Origin of the sequence: Coleofasciculus sp. B1-GNL1-01 (genome assembly GCF_040220235.1) — a bacterium.
In the GTDB taxonomy this organism is placed as follows: Bacteria; Cyanobacteriota; Cyanobacteriia; order Cyanobacteriales; family Coleofasciculaceae; genus Coleofasciculus.
On sequence record NZ_JAVJTO010000057.1, the window covers coordinates 1 to 18,973 of the forward strand.

Annotated in this window: 13 protein-coding genes; 8 read left to right on the plus strand and 5 right to left on the minus strand. The window is 44.8% G+C overall.

The features are described from left to right. Positions 1-137: 137 nt before the first annotated feature. Positions 138-443: a DUF3288 family protein gene (locus RID53_RS14590; RefSeq protein WP_446388791.1), complete on the minus strand. Its 306-nt coding sequence runs from the start codon at positions 441-443 to the stop codon at positions 138-140. 437 nt (positions 444-880) lie between these two features. Between RID53_RS14590 and psaC the strand changes: the two genes are divergently transcribed. Next, complete coding sequence (gene psaC / locus RID53_RS14595; RefSeq protein ID WP_071777200.1) at positions 881-1,126, plus strand: photosystem I iron-sulfur center protein PsaC; 246 nt, start codon at positions 881-883, stop codon at positions 1,124-1,126. A 323-nt stretch (positions 1,127-1,449) separates the two neighbouring features. Next, positions 1,450-3,402 (plus strand): glutamine--fructose-6-phosphate transaminase (isomerizing), encoded by a 1,953-nt coding sequence (glmS, locus tag RID53_RS14600; RefSeq protein ID WP_446388792.1) that lies wholly within the window; start codon positions 1,450-1,452, stop codon positions 3,400-3,402. Between the two features lie 134 nt (positions 3,403-3,536). Here the strand turns inward: glmS and RID53_RS14605 are convergent, their stop codons facing one another. Next, positions 3,537-4,124 carry a Uma2 family endonuclease gene (locus tag RID53_RS14605; RefSeq protein ID WP_446388793.1) on the minus strand — a complete coding sequence of 196 codons (588 nt, stop codon included), beginning with the start codon at positions 4,122-4,124 and terminating at the stop codon, positions 3,537-3,539. A 242-nt stretch (positions 4,125-4,366) separates the two neighbouring features. Next, the gene (locus tag RID53_RS14610) at positions 4,367-5,791 is read right to left on the minus strand and encodes an amidohydrolase (protein ID WP_446388794.1); all 1,425 of its coding nucleotides are present in this window, start codon (positions 5,789-5,791) and stop codon (positions 4,367-4,369) included. A gap of 242 nt (positions 5,792-6,033) precedes the next feature. Here RID53_RS14610 and RID53_RS14615 point away from each other — a divergent pair, with 242 nt between their 5' ends. From RID53_RS14615 to RID53_RS14625, 3 genes are all read left to right on the plus strand, one after another. Next, entirely contained in the window at positions 6,034-6,465 is a 432-nt protein-coding gene (locus RID53_RS14615; protein WP_446388795.1) for a hypothetical protein, read from the plus strand. A gap of 168 nt (positions 6,466-6,633) precedes the next feature. Then, positions 6,634-7,404: a cysteine hydrolase family protein gene (locus RID53_RS14620; protein ID WP_446388796.1), complete on the plus strand. Its 771-nt coding sequence runs from the start codon at positions 6,634-6,636 to the stop codon at positions 7,402-7,404. 126 nt (positions 7,405-7,530) lie between these two features. After that, positions 7,531-7,983 (plus strand): cupin domain-containing protein, encoded by a 453-nt coding sequence (locus tag RID53_RS14625; RefSeq protein WP_446375711.1) that lies wholly within the window; start codon positions 7,531-7,533, stop codon positions 7,981-7,983. Positions 7,984-8,160: 177 nt separating this feature from the next. Here RID53_RS14625 and RID53_RS14630 read toward each other — a convergent pair whose 3' ends face one another. Further along, positions 8,161-8,832 carry a ThuA domain-containing protein gene (locus tag RID53_RS14630; protein ID WP_446388797.1) on the minus strand — a complete coding sequence of 224 codons (672 nt, stop codon included), beginning with the start codon at positions 8,830-8,832 and terminating at the stop codon, positions 8,161-8,163. Between the two features lie 71 nt (positions 8,833-8,903). Here RID53_RS14630 and RID53_RS14635 point away from each other — a divergent pair, with 71 nt between their 5' ends. The 3 genes from RID53_RS14635 (at position 8,904) to RID53_RS14645 (ending at position 16,662) form a co-directional block, all read left to right on the plus strand. After that, the gene (locus RID53_RS14635; protein WP_446388798.1) at positions 8,904-10,550 is read left to right on the plus strand and encodes a CocE/NonD family hydrolase; all 1,647 of its coding nucleotides are present in this window, start codon (positions 8,904-8,906) and stop codon (positions 10,548-10,550) included. Positions 10,551-11,285: 735 nt separating this feature from the next. Then, positions 11,286-15,326, plus strand: a complete 4,041-nt coding sequence (locus RID53_RS14640) for a response regulator (RefSeq protein WP_446388799.1) — start codon at positions 11,286-11,288, stop codon at positions 15,324-15,326. Between the two features lie 67 nt (positions 15,327-15,393). Further along, on the plus strand, positions 15,394-16,662 hold the full coding sequence (locus tag RID53_RS14645) for a sensor histidine kinase (protein ID WP_446388800.1): 1,269 nt from the start codon (positions 15,394-15,396) through the stop codon (positions 16,660-16,662). On the opposite strand, the gene RID53_RS14650 is transcribed toward RID53_RS14645, so the two are convergent. Further along, positions 16,634-18,973: a response regulator gene (locus RID53_RS14650; RefSeq protein WP_446388801.1), complete on the minus strand. Its 2,340-nt coding sequence runs from the start codon at positions 18,971-18,973 to the stop codon at positions 16,634-16,636. The two genes, RID53_RS14645 and RID53_RS14650, sit on opposite strands and share 29 nt — an antisense overlap.

The window sequence follows — 18,973 nt, forward strand, 5'->3', positions numbered from 1 at the left end:
GGACGCGGAGTAAGACCAATAGAGGGCAACCTCTGGAGGCATCGGCGAATGAAGCGGGAAATCCCAAAGACGAATAAGACCGTCCTTGTTTTTAAGGAGTTGGAAGCTCCAACTTCAGCAAAGCAAGTTGGGGTACTTCACGTCCAGTCATCTTGGCTCTCGACAGACTTGGGTTGCTTGTAAACATGACCCTGGCTGTGGATATGACGGGTTAACTCAAATAACTGTTCTTCTGTCAAATTCCACTGCTGGAGAATCCGTTCAAGCCCCTGTTGAATCTCTCTAGCGCCAGGAAACCGAGAATAACGAATCCGTAATCGCGCCAATTCTGTCAACTGGTAATCCGTCGGATCTGCTGTGATTTCCAAGAGACGATCCACTAGAGCGCGATCGCTCTTTTCTTGGGGATGTTGTTGGTCTTTGTTTTCTAAGATTGATGACATAGTTGTACTTGACTTTTTTGCCGTTATTCTTTATATGTCCGGTTTAAATTACCCGCAAATGTTACAGAGTTTGAAGTTCTGTAACTTAATGCTCAAACAGATGAGAGTGCTGCGGTAAACTAAGCCTTAATCCATTGTCTGTTTTACCGCGATCGGCGAGAATACTCCTGTCATAATCGTTGATTAGACGGCGAGAGCGATCGCCCGTGTGTGAGCAGATCCATCTGCAATAATAGATTGCGTACTGTCACAGAACCTACCGTTAACTTGAATAAGGGATAACGGGGGCTTGTCAAAAGTTGGGACTGTGACCACCTTACCTGAGTCATCAGGTAAACAGTATGCCATTTAGAATCCCTGACTATCCCTAATTAGGGTTAGCGTGGGGAGGATATCTAAATCAATCACCGATAATTCTCGTTTGGAGTCGTTATTCTATGTCTCATAGCGTCAAAATTTACGACACTTGCATCGGTTGCACCCAATGTGTACGGGCTTGTCCCCTCGATGTGTTGGAGATGGTACCCTGGGATGGCTGTAAAGCTAGTCAGATTGCCTCGTCTCCACGTACTGAAGATTGTATCGGTTGCAAGCGCTGCGAAACCGCTTGTCCGACCGATTTCTTGAGCGTTCGGGTTTATCTTGGCGCTGAAACCACCCGCAGTATGGGTCTTGCCTACTAACGGTGTTTTGAAACCAATCTATATCATTGTAGGGATACAGGGGCATTGGTATTCGAGCTGTCGCTTGCATGGTAATGCTTCTGTATCTCTACTAAAAATTGCCAATTTTTCAGTAAATTTGAATACAAAAAGGCAAATTTAGTAGGGACACGACATGTTGTGTCCCTCTGAAAAATGAATGAATAAGGTTTTATGAAGAAAAGCTGATCACGGCTAAACCTGGCTTAAGCCATGGTAATGATTCTTGACGTTCCCATGGGTTGCCCTCTAGCCTATATCGCATAAGATGTTGAAGGCATCATGTTTGAGGAGGGAGCGGTTCAATGTGTGGAATCGTTGGTTATATCGGCACGCAACCAGCAACAGATATTTTAATGGCAGGGTTAGAACGACTCGAATATCGAGGTTATGATTCTGCCGGAGTTGCCACCGTTTGGGAAGGGGAGATTCAGTGCGTTCGCGCTAAAGGCAAACTCTACAATTTACGAGAAAAACTGGAACGTACCGACAACCAAGCCCGACTCGGTATTGGACATACCCGTTGGGCAACTCACGGGAAACCTGAAGAATATAATGCCCATCCTCATACCGACACCCATCAGCGCGTAGCCGTGGTGCAAAATGGCATCGTGGAAAACTATCGGGAATTACGGGAAGACTTGAAAAAAGGGGGACATGAATTCCGTTCTGATACCGATACTGAAGTGATTCCCCACCTGATTGCCGAGTTTCTCCCCGAACCCTCAACCCCGGATTTTCAACACCCGAATGCCTTTTTAGACGCCGTGCGCCAAGCGGTGAATCAACTCCATGGTGCGTTTGCGATCGCGGTGATTTGTGCTGACTATCCCGATGAACTTATTGTTGCACGACAACAGGCTCCTTTGATCCTGGGATTTGGTCAAGGGGAATTCTTCTGTGCCTCCGATACTCCCGCCCTTGTCCCCCACACCCATGCGGTATTGAACCTAGAGAATGGGGAACTGGCACGGTTAACCCCCCTAGGGGCAGAAGTCTATAACTTTAACGGGGAACGTCTTCGCAAATTCCCCCGTACCCTCAACTGGAATCCCGTACAAGTCGAGAAACAGGGATTCCGTCATTTCATGCTCAAAGAAATTTTTGAGCAACCGGGTGTAGTGCGAACCTGTTTAGAAGCTTATGTTAGCAGTGATTGGTCTGCGGGAGAAAATGATAGCAGTAGTCCAATACCTGATCAAAACCCAGTCGCCGGAGACACCGCATCCACAACCACGCCGATACAATTGGGACTTCCTGAATCGTTGTATGAAAACTTAGAACACGTCCAGATATTAGCATGTGGTACCAGTTGGCACGCCAGTCTTGTCGGAAAATACCTGATCGAACAACTCGCCGGAATTCCCACGATGGTACAATATGCCTCAGAATTCCGCTATGCCCCCTCACCTCTAACACGCAATACCCTCACCATTGGCGTTACTCAATCAGGAGAAACGGCTGATACTTTAGCGGCGTTGGAGATGGAAAAACGACGGCGCACTGGTTTAGGACAAGAGTATCAGCCGCGACTGGTGGGGATTACCAATCGTTCCGAGAGTTCTCTGGCACATTTAGTCCCGCATATTATTGAGACGTTTGCGGGAATGGAAATTGGTGTTGCGGCAACGAAAACCTTTGTTACTCAATTAGTGGTATTTTACTGTTTAGCTCTGGATTTAGCCTATCAACGCCAAACCCTATCCCCGTCACGGATTGCCGAAATTATTGCTGGGTTGCGTCAACTTCCCTCCCAGATTGAGTTAGTGTTATCGCGTCAGGAACATTATCTGGAAGAATTAGCCCATGAGTTTGCCGAAACCCAAGATTTCATCTTTTTAGGGCGCGGGATTAATTTTCCCATCGCTTTAGAGGGGGCGTTGAAGCTTAAGGAAGTCAGCTATATTCACGCTGAAGGGTATCCAGCCGGGGAGATGAAACACGGACCTATTGCCCTCTTAGATGCTAAGGTACCCGTGGTTGCGATCGCAATGCCAGGTACTGTGTATGAAAAGGTGCTATCTAATGCCCAAGAAGCCAAGGCGCGGGATGCGCGATTAATTGGCGTGACACCCATGCATGATCCAGAAGCGGCTCAAACCTTTGATATTTTATTATCAGTACCCGTTGTTGAAGAATTACTGTCTCCAATTTTGGCAGTAATGCCTTTACAACTTTTGGCATATCACATTGCGGCGCGGCGGGGTTTAGATGTGGATCAGCCTAGGAATTTGGCAAAATCAGTCACGGTAGAATAAGTGCCAAATGTTATGTTCCAGGGGTATTGGCTCATCTTCAAGGACATAAGGTACAACCCTTTCCGACTGAGTTGCGTTCTATCATGTCTAGGAAGAGCGAAATTACCCCCTTTCGACATTTCGCCCCGATACTTCTATTCCTCACTATCGGCAAAATTGACGTTTTCATAAATATCGCTCAAATTGATCTGAAACCCGATTGAACGTAATTCGAGAACCGCCTCGGCTGATTCCTGATCACTTAGTAACCATTGACCCTCATGATTTTTGGCATACTGCATCAGATGATGTTTGCTTTGGTCAATCAAAATATATTCCTTAAACTCCGGAATCGACCGATAGTAAATAAACTTATCGCCTAAATCATAATTCTTCGTCGATTTGGATAATACCTCAACAATCAATGAGGGATTCATCACCGTTGTTGTCCCTGTTCCTGTGTAAATCGGTTCTCCTTCAATAACCATCACATCAGGATAGGTATACTGACGATAACGAGGTATCCATAACCGTACATCCCCGATATAGATATCGTAATTTTGCCCTCTTAACCCAAACTTCAAGTTTGCGGCAAAATTCAACGCAATCTTATTGTGATTCGTCGTCCCCCCCGTAATCGGTACAATTTCCCCATCGCGATATTCATGCTTATACTCCGCTTTCTCTTCTAGTGCTAAATATTCCTCTGGGGTGTAGTAGCGTTTTTGTGTCTGTAATTGCATAAAAGATACCCGCTATTCCTCTACCTCTAAGATTTTCTTAGCCGAAGTGTGATCATGCTCAATCTTGACTAATGCTTCCCATCCTAACTTTACTGGGTTTCAAATCGGATGCACGTCTTCGGAACCGTCTAAGTAGTCGGACAAAAGAAAACGGCACTGTACTAAGTTTTGTAAACAAGCCTCAAACCCTTACGAAGGACGTAGCTTGCTTCTCGCGAAAGCGAGTTCTCCACCGTTAGCTTTTATTGTGTCCACCTACTTAAACCCATTACTTGACGATAGTGGGCTTCAAACGGCTGGATGCTTTTAGACGGACGACTACTCATCCATTCACTTTGCTCAAATAATTCCTTCCTTAATTCATCGATATCAATGCGGGTGATTTTTCCATTTGCAACGACTCGTTCCCCATTTACCCAAACCGTATCCACTACATTCGTCGGACGCCCTAACACCAGTGAAGCGATCGGATCAGTACGGGGTAATACAGATAAATTGGTCAAATCATATAAGACTAAATCAGCTTTTTTGCCGATTGTCAATGAACCTAGCTCATCCGCTATATTTAACCCCTTTGCGCCGCCTAAAGATGCCATCTTAATCGCCTGACGCGGCGTAATCCAGTGGCGATAGTCTAAATCAGTGGTATTGTGCAAAAGTGTGCCAATTTTAATCGCTTCTAAGACATCTTGGGCATCATTACTCGCTGCACCATCACAGCCAAAGGTAACATTAATTTCTGCTTTCCGGTAGTTCAAAATGGGTGCAATCCCACTTCCTAAGCGCAAATTACTCAAGGGATTGTGAACCACAGTTGATCGCGTTTGGGCTAAAATCCCAATATCGGCATCATCTAACCAGACACAGTGCGCCAAAGAGGTGCGCCGACTCAAGTAGCCAAGTTGTTGTAAATGTCTTACCGCACTACAGCCGTATTTTTCTTGCGCTAGTTGCTGCTGTGCTTTTGTTTCCAATAGATGGGCGTGACGACATAAATTCTCGCGATCGCTTAATTCAATGCAACCCTCAAACAGTTCATCGGAACAGAGTTGTATCCCCGTTGGCGCAACAAGAATGTTGATTCCTGATTCAGGATGATGAAATCGCTGCACCACCTCCTGCATAAATGCCAGGATTTCCTCGGTTGATTTATGATAATCATCATGTTCCCGCTTCACATCCCCATCGGGAATCCCCTGCGACAGAGATTCATCTTGAATCAAGGGACCAATAAATGCCCGAATTCCAATATCTTGATAAGCCCGAACCGCCGCCGCAACGGTTTCCATTTCTTTCCCTGGAATTAAGACCAAATGATCGACAACTGTTGTCCCACCCGACAGTAATGTTTCTACGGCTGTCCCTAACGCACTCAAATAAACCTGTTCCGGTTCTAAAGGTGTAAACTCATAAAGTTGGGCAATCCACAGTTCTAAAGGTAAGGGCGGAATCAGACCCCGTTGCCACATCTCTGAGGAGTGAGTGTGGGCATTAATGAAACCGGGGAAAAGCAGTTTATTTTTGCCATCGACTGTAGTATTCCTTTCCCCAGAATTAACAGCAGAATGAGGAACAATCGTGGCAATCCGATCTGCCTCAATTTGCACATCGACAGTTGTATAGTCCGGTTCAATCGGGATTAAAACCTGTTTAATTGTACAATTCACAGATAAAACGTGATAAATCAGTACTTTGTTCGTAGTAGGCACTTTAGTGCCAGAAGCGCTAAAGCACTGACGACAAACTCGTAGGCTAAATAGGTTTATTTTATCATACTTTTCCGGCAAGTGGGGCAAACAGTCAGTCTTTTGGCAAAGCTTATTAAGTTTTATTACCAATACTTCAACGTATCGTAACGGATCAATCTAAAGCCTGAGTGATCCGTAACACACCTAAGCTGAGAACGTCCATGAAGCCAACAGCATTTTATTCCAGTTTGCTCATTTCCAGTAGCCTAGCAATCAGCAGTTGCACGACAACTACCCAGCCAATTGAACAAGAGTTTATGATTAATACGCCCTTAGGAGAACATGTGGCGATCAATGGCACAAAGATCGAGGTAGAAATTGATGCAAATGGCAACGTCGAATGTGAAGTCGAAATGCCGGATGGTCAAGAATATGAACAGACCTTTAATCTCAATGATCAAGTTGCCAGCAGCCACATTGTTTATAATGGCTATGTCTTTGAGTGTGAACGGGAAGAAGAGGAATTAGAAATCGACATTCAACGAGTTGGACAAGACAACAGTGAATTTTGGGAACAAAGCATTACTATTAGTCAATTCTTAAGCCCTGGTTATGGAGTCGAGTCTGATGACGACAATGACGATGATGATTAAACAACAGGGTGTTAAACATCTCTAGCGGCTTTCATCAATTTTTGTAAAATCAAATTCACCTCAACGCCCTAATTTATCAGACCATTAGGGCGATGACTTATCCATTACCCCTTGTGAGTGGATCGAAACTGAGTACAATTATTGGGATATCTATCATTCATTACTGCCATGAATCAACCGTTACGTACATTAGGTGTAGCCCCCAATGCTTGGGGAGTGAATGATGCGATCGCGGATTTGACTCGCCCCTCCCTAACCCCTCACCCGATTACCCTTACCACCGAAACCAAAAGCCTGCGCCTGGATTTAGTCAAATCTGCCATCCTCATCATCGACATGCAAAATGATTTCTGTCATCCTGATGGCTGGTTAGCCCATATTGGCGTAGATGTAACCCCAGCCCGCAACCCAATCGAACCTCTGACAGCCTTGCTTCCTCAGTTACGAGAGGTTAATGTTCCTGTGATTTGGGTGAACTGGGGAAATCGTCCCGACTTACTTAATATTAGTGCTGGATTGCGTCATGTTTATAATCCTACAGGTGCAGGAATTGGACTCGGTGATCCCTTGCCCAAAAATGGGGCAAAAGTGCTAACCAAAGATAGTTGGGCAGCGGCAATTGTGGATGGATTAAACCACGAACCCGAAGATATTTATATTGACAAATATCGCATGAGTGGCTTCTGGGATACTCCCTTAGACAGTATTTTACGCAATATGGGCAAAACCACTCTTTTCTTTGCAGGTGTCAACATTGACCAATGTGTCATGGCAACATTACAGGATGCTAATTTTCTGGGATATGATTGCGTGCTACTCAAGGATTGTGCGGCAACAACGTCTCCTGATTATTGTTTTAAAGCCACGATTTATAATGTTAATCAGTGTTTTGGGTTTACTAGCGATTCTCAATTACTTCTTAAAGCTTTAAAAGCGTAAACAATTCAAAATGCAGAGGGCAGAGAGGCAGGGAAAATGGGAAAAGTTAGCAGCTACTAACGATTTGCATCAAAAACGAATGACCAATGACCAATGACAAATGACAAATTACAGGAGAAACTACCTATGGAATCCCGGTGTATGATTCCCGTGATTAAATCCCCCAAGGACTACCAAGCCTATCGCATTAGTCCCCAGGATAGCAACCGTTTAGCTATTATCTTCGATCCGGCGATCGCGGATTCATCATTAACTGTTTGTGTGGAGATTTTTGATCAAGGCGGCAAAACTCCCCCGAATCGTCATCAAATTGCTGTAGAAATGTTTTTTATCCTTAAAGGGGAAGGAATTGCCCGGTGTGATGGCAAAAATGTGCCATTTCGGGCAGGAGATAGTTTGTTAGTGCCACCAACGGGTATTCATGAAATTATAAATACAGGTCAAGGTCGTTTATATGCGTTATGTTTCATGGTTCCTAATGAGGATTTTGTTGAACTGATTCGCAGCGGTACACCTGTCAATTTGGATGAGGAAGATTTTCGTGTCTTGGGACGCACTGATGCGGTGGTTCCGTGTTAGGAAACAAGGAAATAGGGAAGATGGGGGAGATGAGGGAGATGGGGAAGATGGGGGAGAATTCAAAGCCTCTCTCCTTGCAGGAGAGAGGTTTGGAGAGAGGTTTTCCAAATTCCGTGAAAAGCAAGGGGGAAAATGGGGGAGATGGGGGAGATGGGGGAGATGATTACCAATGAACAATTAAAGACTTGCCCAGTAAATGGAATTGGTAATAACGCGCAATACATTAGGCTGATAATAAGTAGGATAAAGTTCGTCGCCAGGACGAAAGTAAAAAATTTTACCTTTGCCTCGGTGAAAACAACAGCCACTGCGAAAGACTTCACCCCCCTCAAACCAACTGATAAACACTAAACTATCGGGATTAGGAATATCAAAAAACTCGCCGTACATTTCCTCAGCCACCAGTTCAAAGGACTCGTCTAAACCTGCGGCAATCGGATGGGATGGATCAACAAGCCAAAGTCGTTCTTTTTCGCCATCATTACGCCATTTGAGACTACATGACGTACCCATCAGCCGTTTAAAAATTTTGGAAAAGTGACCCGAATGCAATACAATTAGACCCATGCCAGACAAAACGCGCTGATGGACTTTATTCACAATAGCGTCTTGTACTTGGTCATGGGCAATGTGTCCCCACCAGATTAAAACATCGGTTTGGTTGAGGATAGCATCAGTTAATCCATGATCAGGTTGGTCTAATGTGGCAGTTTTAACCGTTAATCCAGAGGATTGCAAATGTTGCGCGATCGCGTGATGAATTCCATCAGGATAAATCTTGGCAACCTCAGGTTTTTGTTTTTCCACTTGATACTCATTCCAGACGGTAACGCGAGGATTGGCTGTCATATTATAAATAAACCATTCTTTGTTTTAATTATGCCGACAACAAATGACAAATGACAAATAACAAATGACAAATGACAAACATTAATAAACAAACAGCATCCATGTTAACCCGCGATGGAATTCGTCTAGATGCTGATATTTACTATCCCGATACTGATACAGACTTACCTGTACTCCTGATGCGACAACCTTACGGAAGGGCGATCGCGTCTACGGTAGTCTATGCCCATCCCACTTGGTATGCCGCCCAGGGGTATATCGTTGTGATTCAGGATGTACGGGGACGGGGAACCTCTGGGGGAGAGTTTCAGCTATTTGTCCACGAAGTTGCTGATGGCATTGATACCGTTAACTGGGTGTCACAGTTACCCAGTAGCAATGGACAGGTGGGCATGTATGGCTTTTCCTATCAGGGGATGACTCAACTGTATGCAGCATCGGCACATCTGCCCGCTTTGAAAACTATTTGTCCGGCAATGATGGCGTATGATTTATATGCAGATTGGGCGTATGAAAATGGGGCATTTTGTTTACAAGCCAATTTAGCCTGGGCGGTGCAATTAGCTGCCGAAACTGCCCGATTAAAGGGTGATGCTATTGCCTATCAAATCCTCTATACTGCCTCTCGCGATTTGCCATTTTATAATCCATCCTCCAAATTTATTGAGAGTTTAAGCAAATACGCGCCGAATTCGTTTTACTATGAATGGCTAAATCATCCTCAACCTGGAGACTATTGGCAAAAACTCTCACCTAACCTTGACGGTGTAGATTTGCCGATGCTGCATATTGGTGGCTGGTTTGATCCGTATCTCCGGGGTAATCTGCGCCTCTATAAAGAAATAGCAAATCGGAGTAACTTTCCCCAACATTTGATTGTGGGACCTTGGGCGCATCTGCCTTGGGGACGGAAAGTCGGCGCAAGAGATTATGGCATAGAGGCGGTAAGTCCTGTGGATAGGTTACAAGTGCGTTGGTTTGATCAGTTTCTTAAGGGAATTGATAGCGGATTGTTGCATCAATCGCCTGTCTATTTATTTGAAATGGGCAGTAATCAATGGCGTTATTTTGATACGTGGTTGTCAGATAATCAGCAATCCTATTGTCTTTCCAGCACGGGTTTAGCTAGTGTGCGAAACGATTCTGGGACTCTTATTCCCCAATCGGAATCATCTGATCCATTGTCTGTCTTATCGGCTGCAACTGATGTTTTTGTTCATGATACCTGGCGTCCGGTTCCTGCCTTAGGGGGTCATGCAGCAATACCTGCGGGTTCCTTTGATCGTTCTACTCTTGATAGCCGCACTGATGTTTTAACCTATACTTCAGCCCCGTTTACTGACGATTTCTATCTAATGGGGGATGTCGCGGTAGAGGTTTTTTGCCATGCTGATCAATCAAGTTTTGATCTCTGTGCCGTGTTATCGGAAGTCTTTCCGAATGAGATCGTTTATAATTTCACTCAGGGGTATGCGACTGTAAGTCTGGGTCAAGAAACAACACCCGTTAGGATTGAACTCCAGCCAACTTGTATAAAAATTGCCAAAGGAAACGCATTACGTCTGAGTCTAAGCGCTGCTTGTTTTCCTGCGTATCCCGTGAATCCGGGAACAGGCGTATCGTCTGCTGCAATGTCCTTGATGGAGGCTCAAATCATTACACTTACGGTGAATTGTGGTGGAAACTTGACATCAAAGGTTTTGTTACCAATAACTTAAGTTTATCTTATGACATTTGGCTTGATTGATTGGACAAGGAAAGAATGAAAATCAGCCTTCAGAAAGGATTATACGCTCTAGAATCTCAACTCTTAAACCTGTCTTAAGCTGTTGCCTATTCCGGCTTTTAAGTGCTAAAGAGTATAAATACTCAGCACCAAGCTAATATTATACCTTATACAATTAAAAATGAGCTAAATAATCCAGATAAAGGGATGCTTAAATCAGTTGCTGATAAGGATAAAAAACTAGGTACAATGAGAGAAGTGATCGAGTTCCTTTAGATGTTTGGTTTAACTCTACTATCTATCTAGCGAGAACTTTTACAACGCTAAGATCCTGACATAAAGCCTGCACTCCTGTCGTTTTTGCGTTAGCCCGGATAAATTTCCGAACGAGTCTGACTATCAAACTAGTAGCCCAAGGGCAAGGACTGCACCTATAACCGACAATTAGCATCAAAGCTTATCGTGGCAAATCAAACGCCGACGACGAACAGCACCTAGCTCAATGTCTAGCGCTCAAGGTCTAACACGGATGTGATACAAGAAAACTAGAACTAAAGGATCATCGAGAACAACCGAACCGAGGCTAACACACCTTTGCCTAGACTATCCTCAACTTGCTGAGAACTCTAGTCAATTGCTGACGATGAAAACACCTCCTTCAGCAGGGTGTAACTTGACCAACCCTTCCCCCAAGCTAAACCCAGTCAATAGTTTTGACGTTTGACCAATGATGAACAAATCACCCTTTCTAGAAACGACCTCCCAAGATAATGACCAGCAACCGTTGGCACAGCCTCATAAGTCTTGGCGTCCCCGTCATTTTCTAGTTTGGGTGGTAGTGGGTCTAACCACGGTGGCGATTGGCGCTGTCGCCACAGTCAGCTATTTTGGAGTGCGCCAGCTAATCCTAGAAAACATCAAGCAAAACGCGCTCAATTCAGTGCAAGCCGAAGCCAGTGAAATCGATCGCTGGCTAGCCACGCGCAAGGCTGAAGTCGAAACCATCGCCAGTACCCCAATTCTGCGATCAATGGATTGGTCGCAAATTAAACCGTACTTGCAACGAGAAGTCCAACGCAGCCGGAATTTTACCTCCTTTGCCCTGATCAGGGCGGATGGGACATTTCAAAGCAGCAATGAAGGACAGGGAAATGTTCAAGATCGCCAACATTTCCAACAGGCGATGGCGGGAAAAGTCTATGTCTCTGATCCCCTAATCAGTCGGGCGACCGAATTACCGATTATTGCCATTGCCGCGCCGATTCTAGCACTTCCCCCCCAACCGCCTCGACCCATCGGTACAACGGTTGGTGCGATCGAGATGGAGCGCGTGAAAGAAGTTGTCGAAAACATATCCCATGGCAAGGGTAGCTATGCCTTTGCCCTCAACTCTAGAGGCGTGCCGATTGTTTATCCAGAGGAAAAACCCTTAGGAACTGAAAGAAAACCTGATTCCAGTTTACTGGAGTCAACCGAACCGGATCTAGCCGCGATCGCTAGCCAGATGGTGAACAAAGAACAGGGAATCCAACAGGCAAACCTCTTCGGGGCATCCGTTTACGTGGCGTATGTCCACCTAGAAGAGGCAAACTGGTCGATTGCCTTAGTCATGAACGATGAGAAAATAGAAAGTCCGATCTGGTCACTCAACTTGCTGGCTATCGTTCTGGTTGCCCTCTTGTTCGTTGCCATATTTTTCATTAGGCGACAGGTGAAACTCTTTGAGATGACACGGGCTAAAGCCGCCAAAGAAGCATTGCTCAACCGTTTGACCAATCGCATTCATTCCTCACTCGACCTGGATCGCACCTTACCCGCTACCTTAGAAGAATTGACATCGCTGCTGGGGTTAGAACGAGTCATTTTCGGGTGGTTGCTCGACAATCAGACGTTAAGAATTGCATATATGTACACGGAGGAGGGTTTATCGAGCGAATGTAGACAGTTAAAGATAGCGACGTCCGGTAACTTAGAAACTCAGTTACGCAAGGGTGAGACCGTTAATTTCAAAGTATCCACGATCAATGGTCAATCTGATAATGCAGGTAATGCAGGGTTAGAAAACACCCCAGATAACCCTTTCTCGTCTCATCCTGCTACCTCTTCAGAGGAAACCTATATCCTAGAAAATGGTCACTATTCAGCAATTCCCATCCGTCCTCAAACCGGACCCTTGGGCTATTTAATCTGTATCCACACCACCAGTTGGTCGTGGAGTCCCAGCGACATCGAACTCTTAGAAGCAATTTCTAAACAAATTGGCAGTGCTTGCACCCAATCCCATCTCTACACTAAAACCCAAGATCAAATTCAACTCCTTGACAATACCTTAGACTCATTAGAGCGAGAACGCCGACAACTGCAACAAGTCATTACCAGTGCGCCGATGGCAATGGCAATGTTTGATAACGAAATGCGCTATATGGCTCATTCCCAAAAGTGGCTCACGGTGCAAGGGCTTGAGGGAGAATCCATCATTGGTCGCTGCCATTACGACGTCATCCCAGATGTACCGGAACACTGGAAACAGATTCATCAACGGGCACTCACCGGGCAAGTGATCACCAACCCAGAAGATGTCTGGGAACGTAGCGATGGTTCTATCGTTTACATGCGCTGGGCAATTAACCCCTGGTACACTTCTGATGGTCAAGTGGGTGGGATTGTCATTGCCACCGACCAGATTAACGAATTAGTCGAAGCTAGAGAAGCGGCATTGGAAGCGGTACGGTTTAAGTCCAAGTTTCTGGCAAACATGAGTCATGAAATTCGCACACCGATGAATGGCGTCTTGGGCATGGTGGGACTCCTATTACAGACTCAACTCACGTCTCGACAACGAGACTATGCCCAAACAATTCGCCGTAGTGCTGACCATTTACTGACCATCATCAACGATATCCTGGATTTCTCCAAACTAGAAGCTGGAGAAATGGAACTGGAAACCATTGAGTTTGACCTGGATGGCTGCATCGAATCGGTTCTTGATGTGCTAGCGACTCAAGCCGAAGCGAAGAACCTAGAATTAGCCACCTTAGTTGACCGCCAAGTCCCCCGACAACTCAAAGGTGATCCGGCTAGACTGCGACAGGTTCTGTTAAATCTGGCGAACAATGCAATCAAATTTACACCCCAAGGGGAAGTGGTTATCCATGTCACCTTAGAAACCGCTACCTCCAAAAATGCCACGCTCCACTTTGCCGTGTCCGATACAGGAGTGGGCATTTCCCCGGAAGGGCAAGAAAAACTCTTCCAATCCTTTTCCCAAGTTGATAACTCCACCACTCGTCAATATGGTGGCACAGGCTTAGGGCTAGCTATCTGCAAACAGTTGGTCGATTTGATGGGCGGCGAAATCGGCGTGGAAAGTCAGGTGGGTCAAGGTTCCACGTTCTGGTTTACGGCAAAATTTGACACCCAAACCAACGCTGAATCCCCCACCACTCCCTTTGCCCTCACCCATCTTAAATTGTTGATTGTTTCCGAAAGTCGCACCACCCGCCAATCGGTGCGTTACTTAGTCAATGCCTGGGGAATTGGGATTGATGAAGCCAACTCCGCAGAACTGTCCCTAGATGCCCTGCGGCAAGCCGCTAGACTTGACCAGCCTTATGATGTGGTGATCTGTGATTGGCAACTGCCCCAAATTGAGGATGGGTCCCTGATTCAAACCATTCGCTCTGATTCAGCGTTGAGCCACACCAAAGCTGTGGTGATGACGCCGATGAATCAACGAGATCAAGTCGAACAATTACTATCTGTGGGAGCGGCGAGTTATTTGCTCAAGCCAGTGAGAGCCTCACGGCTATTTGATAGTTTAATGGCGGCTGTAGCACCCGAAATGATTAAAGAACAGCAGGAGGAAGAACTAGCACAACATACAACGACTGGAGATTTTCCTCATAAACAACCTGCGACTCCTCTGAATATCCTCTTAGCTGAAGATCATCCCATCAATCAACAAGTTATTCTTAATCAGTTACAGATGTTGGGTTATGACGCCGACTGCGCTCCCAATGGTCAAGTTGTCCTGGAATTAGTCGAGGAAAAATCCTACGATATCATTCTCATGGACTGTCAGATGCCTGTTCTGGATGGCTATGCGACTACCACTAAATTGATTGAGCGTTACGGTAGCACTCATCCGGTTATTATTGCTCTAACCGCTCATGCGTTTCCCGAAGACCGAGAACGATGTTCGGCAGTTGGTATGGATGACTATATCAGCAAACCTGTTGATGAGGAAATGTTGAGCGAACGGTTAGAGTATTGGGCAACCCAGATTAGACATGATGAAGACAAAGGGCAAATAGTAGAAGGAAACGAGAAGGCAGAGGACAAGGGGCAAATGGTAGAAGAAAACGAGAAGGCAGAGGACAAAGGGCAGATGGCAGAGGGTAAGGAAGACATTAACTCAACCCTCAACGCTTCCCCAATTAACTGGGAACACCTCCAGCGTGTCACCCTCGGTAAAAAATCGGCTCAAGAACGACTCTTGCACGCTTTTATCGAACATGCGGAAGCCGATTTAAAAGATATCCAAACCGGAATTGCGGCTGAAGATTATGAACAAATCTATGCCAAAGCCCATCGGTTGAGAGGATCAAGTGCAAATTTAGGCATGGAGGCGATCGCAGAGTTAGCCGCCCAAGTCGAAAACCATGGACGTTCCGGTTCTCTAGCCGCTATCCAGGAAAACGTTGGCGAGTTAGAACAACACCTGACTACAGTTTGCGAATACATCCGTAACATGAATGGTCAATCATGAATTCCCTGTTCCTTATTCCCTATTCCCTATTGCCCATTGCCCATTGCCCATTTCCTAACAAATAACCATGGCAAAAATCCTCGCTGTTGATGATGATATAACCGTACAAATTATTCTCCAAGAGTTGTTAGAGAGTGAAGGTCATGACGTTCTGCTAGCGGATGATGGAGAAGCGGCACTCCAAAAAACCCAAGAATTTCAACCTGATTTAATCATCTGCGATTGGATGATGCCAAAACTCGATGGCTTAGAACTGTGCCGTCGGATCAAGGCAGATCCACAATTAGCCACCATTTTTTTAATTCTAATCACGATCCGTGAACAAGTTGCCGATCGCGTCCAAGGGTTAGATTCGGGGGCGGATGATTTTCTCTCAAAACCCATTGAACCCAGTGAATTGCAAGCCAGGGTTCGTTCGGGATTGCGGCTGCGTCAATTAAACCAACAACTCTCACAAGCCCTCCACCATCTCAAGCAAACTCAATCTCAATTAATTCAGAGTGAAAAAATGTCCAGCTTGGGTCAGATGATCGCTGGAATTGCCCATGAAATTAATAACCCCGTTACCTTCATTCATGGCAACTTATCCCACATTGAGGATTATACCCAAGACTTGTTAGATCTAGTTGAATGCTATCAACAGGAGTATCCCAATCCTAGCCCTCATCTACAAAACAAAATAACCCATGTAAATCTTGACTTTTTGAGTCAAGATTTTCCCAAAGTATTGGTTTCGATGAAAGTGGGTACTGAACGCTTGCGAGAACTGGTGTTATCCTTGCGGAAATTTTCCCGGCTCGATGAAGCTGAACGGAAACCCGTAGATCTTCATGAAGGAATAGAAAGCGCTCTTTTTCTAGTCCAACATCGCTTAACCACTTCCGCCAGACAGCCCGGAATTCAAATCATCAAAGAATACGGCGAACTTCCTCCATTTGAATGCCATCCAGGACAACTAAATCAGGTTTTTCTCCACATTCTTAATAATGCTATTGATGCTTTAGAAATAAAGAAAGAGAAAGAGATAGAAAAAAATTATTCACCTCAAACTATTCCAACTATTAAAATTAAAACAACTTTGCAAAACAACTATCAAGTAATTATTTGCATTATCGATAATGGAATTGGCATAGCCGACAGTGTAAAACCTCGAATATTTGATCCATTTTTTACGACAAAACCTGTCGGTCAAGGCAGAGGATTAGGGCTATCCATTACCCATCAAATCGTGGTGAAGCAACATGGCGGTGAGTTGGAGTGTATGTCTCAACTGAATGTCGGAACTGAGATGATTATTAAACTTCCGTTTAAAAAGTGTTTATTAAATGCCGATTAACGCTTTGCACTAACGTGTCTTTTTTTGTTGTTAGTATTCTAGGGATTTTAATAATAAATTCACTGCCTTGACCTAAAGCCGAACTACAGCTAATTTCGCCCTTGTGTTTTTCAACTACAATCTGATGACTTACAGCTAATCCTAACCCCGTGCCTTTTCCTACAGGTTTTGTGGTGAAAAACGGCTCAAAGATATGCTGACTTACCTTGTCACTCATACCAATTCCGTTATCTTTAATCCGAATTATGATAGATGAAGGCAGTGTAGAGTGAGGATTAGAGAGTTCAGTTTGGATGGTAATTGACCGAGTTTTTGGTTGATAGTCTAAAGCTTCAATTGCATTATCAAAGATATTGAAAAAGACCTGGTTTAGCAGACTGGCATAACAAGTAACTGGCGGAAGTTGACCATAATGCTTAATCACTTTAATTTCTGGGCGATTGCCTTCAGATCTAAGTCTAGACTGTAAGATAAATAGGGTATTGTCAATACATTCATGAATATCAACGGGTTTTAAATGGGCTTCATCCAATTTGGAAAAGCTTTTAAGCGATCGCACAATTTTCTCGATGCGTACAATGCCAATTTCCATAGATTGGATCAGCTTATGCCAATCTTCAACCAGAAACTCTAAATCAATTTCCTTACTCAGTTGATGAATCTCCGCCGTGGGTTCGGGATAGGTTTTTTGGTACAGTTGTACAAGTTTTAATAGATCTTGGAAATAGGCGCGGGCATAGGTAATATTGCCGTAGATAAAATTAGCGGGGTTGTTAATTTCATGGGCGATCCCTCCAACGATTCGTCCTAAACTAGACATTTTCTCGGTTTGGATTAGCTGGGCTTGGGTGCGTTTTAATTGTTTTAGGGTTGCTTGTAGCGCCTGGGCTTTTTGTCGTTCTCGGGTTTCTGATTGTCGTAATGCAAGTTCGATTTGTTTGCGATCGCTAATATCAATCGCTGCACCTAGGGTTTGTCGAGTTGTCCCGTCTGTATTCTTTTTAAACACCGTTTCTTGGGAAAATAACCAACGCCATTCCCCATTTTTGTGGCGCATCCGATACTCTAACTCAAACACATCACCGATCTGGGCATATTTAATCCGGCGTTGATGATCCCAAATGATGTCCAAATCATCCGGGTGCATCAGCATCGAGAGAACTTGGTTCCCCATGTCTTGAATTTCTGCGGGGGTATAGCCTAAAATTTCATAGATTTCTCGATTGGTATAGACATTGCGTCTTTCTACCCAATCATGAACATAGATAATATTCGGATTCGCCTCATTAATTGCCTTTAACCAGCGCTGGGACTCTTGCAAGGCTTGTTCAAGTTGTTGGCGTTCAATTCCCACCGCGATTTCATTGGTAATAGAGGCTAAGGTATCCAGGGTGGTTTGACTGAAAGGATGACGGGAAAACAGTACCATCACGCCCACAAGTTCCGCTTCCACAATCAGGGGATAACCTGCAAAAGATAGGATTCCTTCCCGTCTTGCCCATTCGGGATCACTGATGTTGGGATCATTAGCGATATCATTACTCACGTAAGGTTGGCGTTGACTGGCAATGTAACCAATGATTGAATCACCCACTGAGACTTGAGCGTGAGTCCCGTCAGTATGGGTGTATAATCCTGCTGAAGCTTGCAACTCCAGGATATTGTCCTGTGAGTTTAGCGTCCAAATTTGGGCAAATTTGATATCTAAATGTTCCACTAATGCTTGAGTACAGCGAAACAGCATCGCCGATAACTCAGTTTCCTGACTTAAGGCTAATCCGATATCGGAACGCAAGGCTAACCGTCGCGTTTGTGCGGCTAACGCGGCTTCTGCTTGTTGGCGATCGCGAATTTCTTGTTGCAGTCGGATATTCTGTTGTTGCAGTTGCAGGGTTAAGAAACGGAGATGCAGGTGAGTCTTAATCCGGGCTAATACCTCATCGACTTGAATCGGTTTAGTGATGTAATCAACCGCCCCTAACGATAAGCCTTTGACTTTCGCCTCAGAATTCGATGTATCCATTGCTGCGGTCATAAAAATGACCGGGATATCTTTGGTTTTCTCCCAGGTTTTGAGATGACGGCAAGTTTCAAATCCATCCATTTCTGGCATTATGACATCCAGTATTATCAGATCTGGAGTTAGCTGTTCTAAAAGTTTCAAGCCTTTGATACCACTCTTGGCAATTCGCACTTCATAGCCAGTATTTCGTAAACAGTCTGAAATCGGTTTCAGATTTTCGACCCGATCGTCAATCAGCAAAATTTTTGCCTGTCTATAAAAATCTTGGGTATTTTCATTGATAGCCAT

Coding starts and splice junctions, on each gene's coding strand:
- RID53_RS14590 (WP_446388791.1), bottom strand. CDS start 443: ATGTCATCAATCTTAGAAAACAAAGACCAACAACATCCCCAAGAAAAG.
- psaC (WP_071777200.1), top strand. CDS start 881: ATGTCTCATAGCGTCAAAATTTACGACACTTGCATCGGTTGCACCCAA.
- glmS (WP_446388792.1), top strand. CDS start 1,450: ATGTGTGGAATCGTTGGTTATATCGGCACGCAACCAGCAACAGATATT.
- RID53_RS14605 (WP_446388793.1), bottom strand. CDS start 4,124: ATGCAATTACAGACACAAAAACGCTACTACACCCCAGAGGAATATTTA.
- RID53_RS14615 (WP_446388795.1), top strand. CDS start 6,034: ATGAAGCCAACAGCATTTTATTCCAGTTTGCTCATTTCCAGTAGCCTA.
- RID53_RS14620 (WP_446388796.1), top strand. CDS start 6,634: ATGAATCAACCGTTACGTACATTAGGTGTAGCCCCCAATGCTTGGGGA.
- RID53_RS14625 (WP_446375711.1), top strand. CDS start 7,531: ATGGAATCCCGGTGTATGATTCCCGTGATTAAATCCCCCAAGGACTAC.
- RID53_RS14630 (WP_446388797.1), bottom strand. CDS start 8,832: ATGACAGCCAATCCTCGCGTTACCGTCTGGAATGAGTATCAAGTGGAA.
- RID53_RS14635 (WP_446388798.1), top strand. CDS start 8,904: ATGACAAACATTAATAAACAAACAGCATCCATGTTAACCCGCGATGGA.
- RID53_RS14640 (WP_446388799.1), top strand. CDS start 11,286: ATGATGAACAAATCACCCTTTCTAGAAACGACCTCCCAAGATAATGAC.
- RID53_RS14645 (WP_446388800.1), top strand. CDS start 15,394: ATGGCAAAAATCCTCGCTGTTGATGATGATATAACCGTACAAATTATT.
- RID53_RS14650 (WP_446388801.1), bottom strand. CDS start 18,973: ATGGCTATCAATGAAAATACCCAAGATTTTTATAGACAGGCAAAAATT.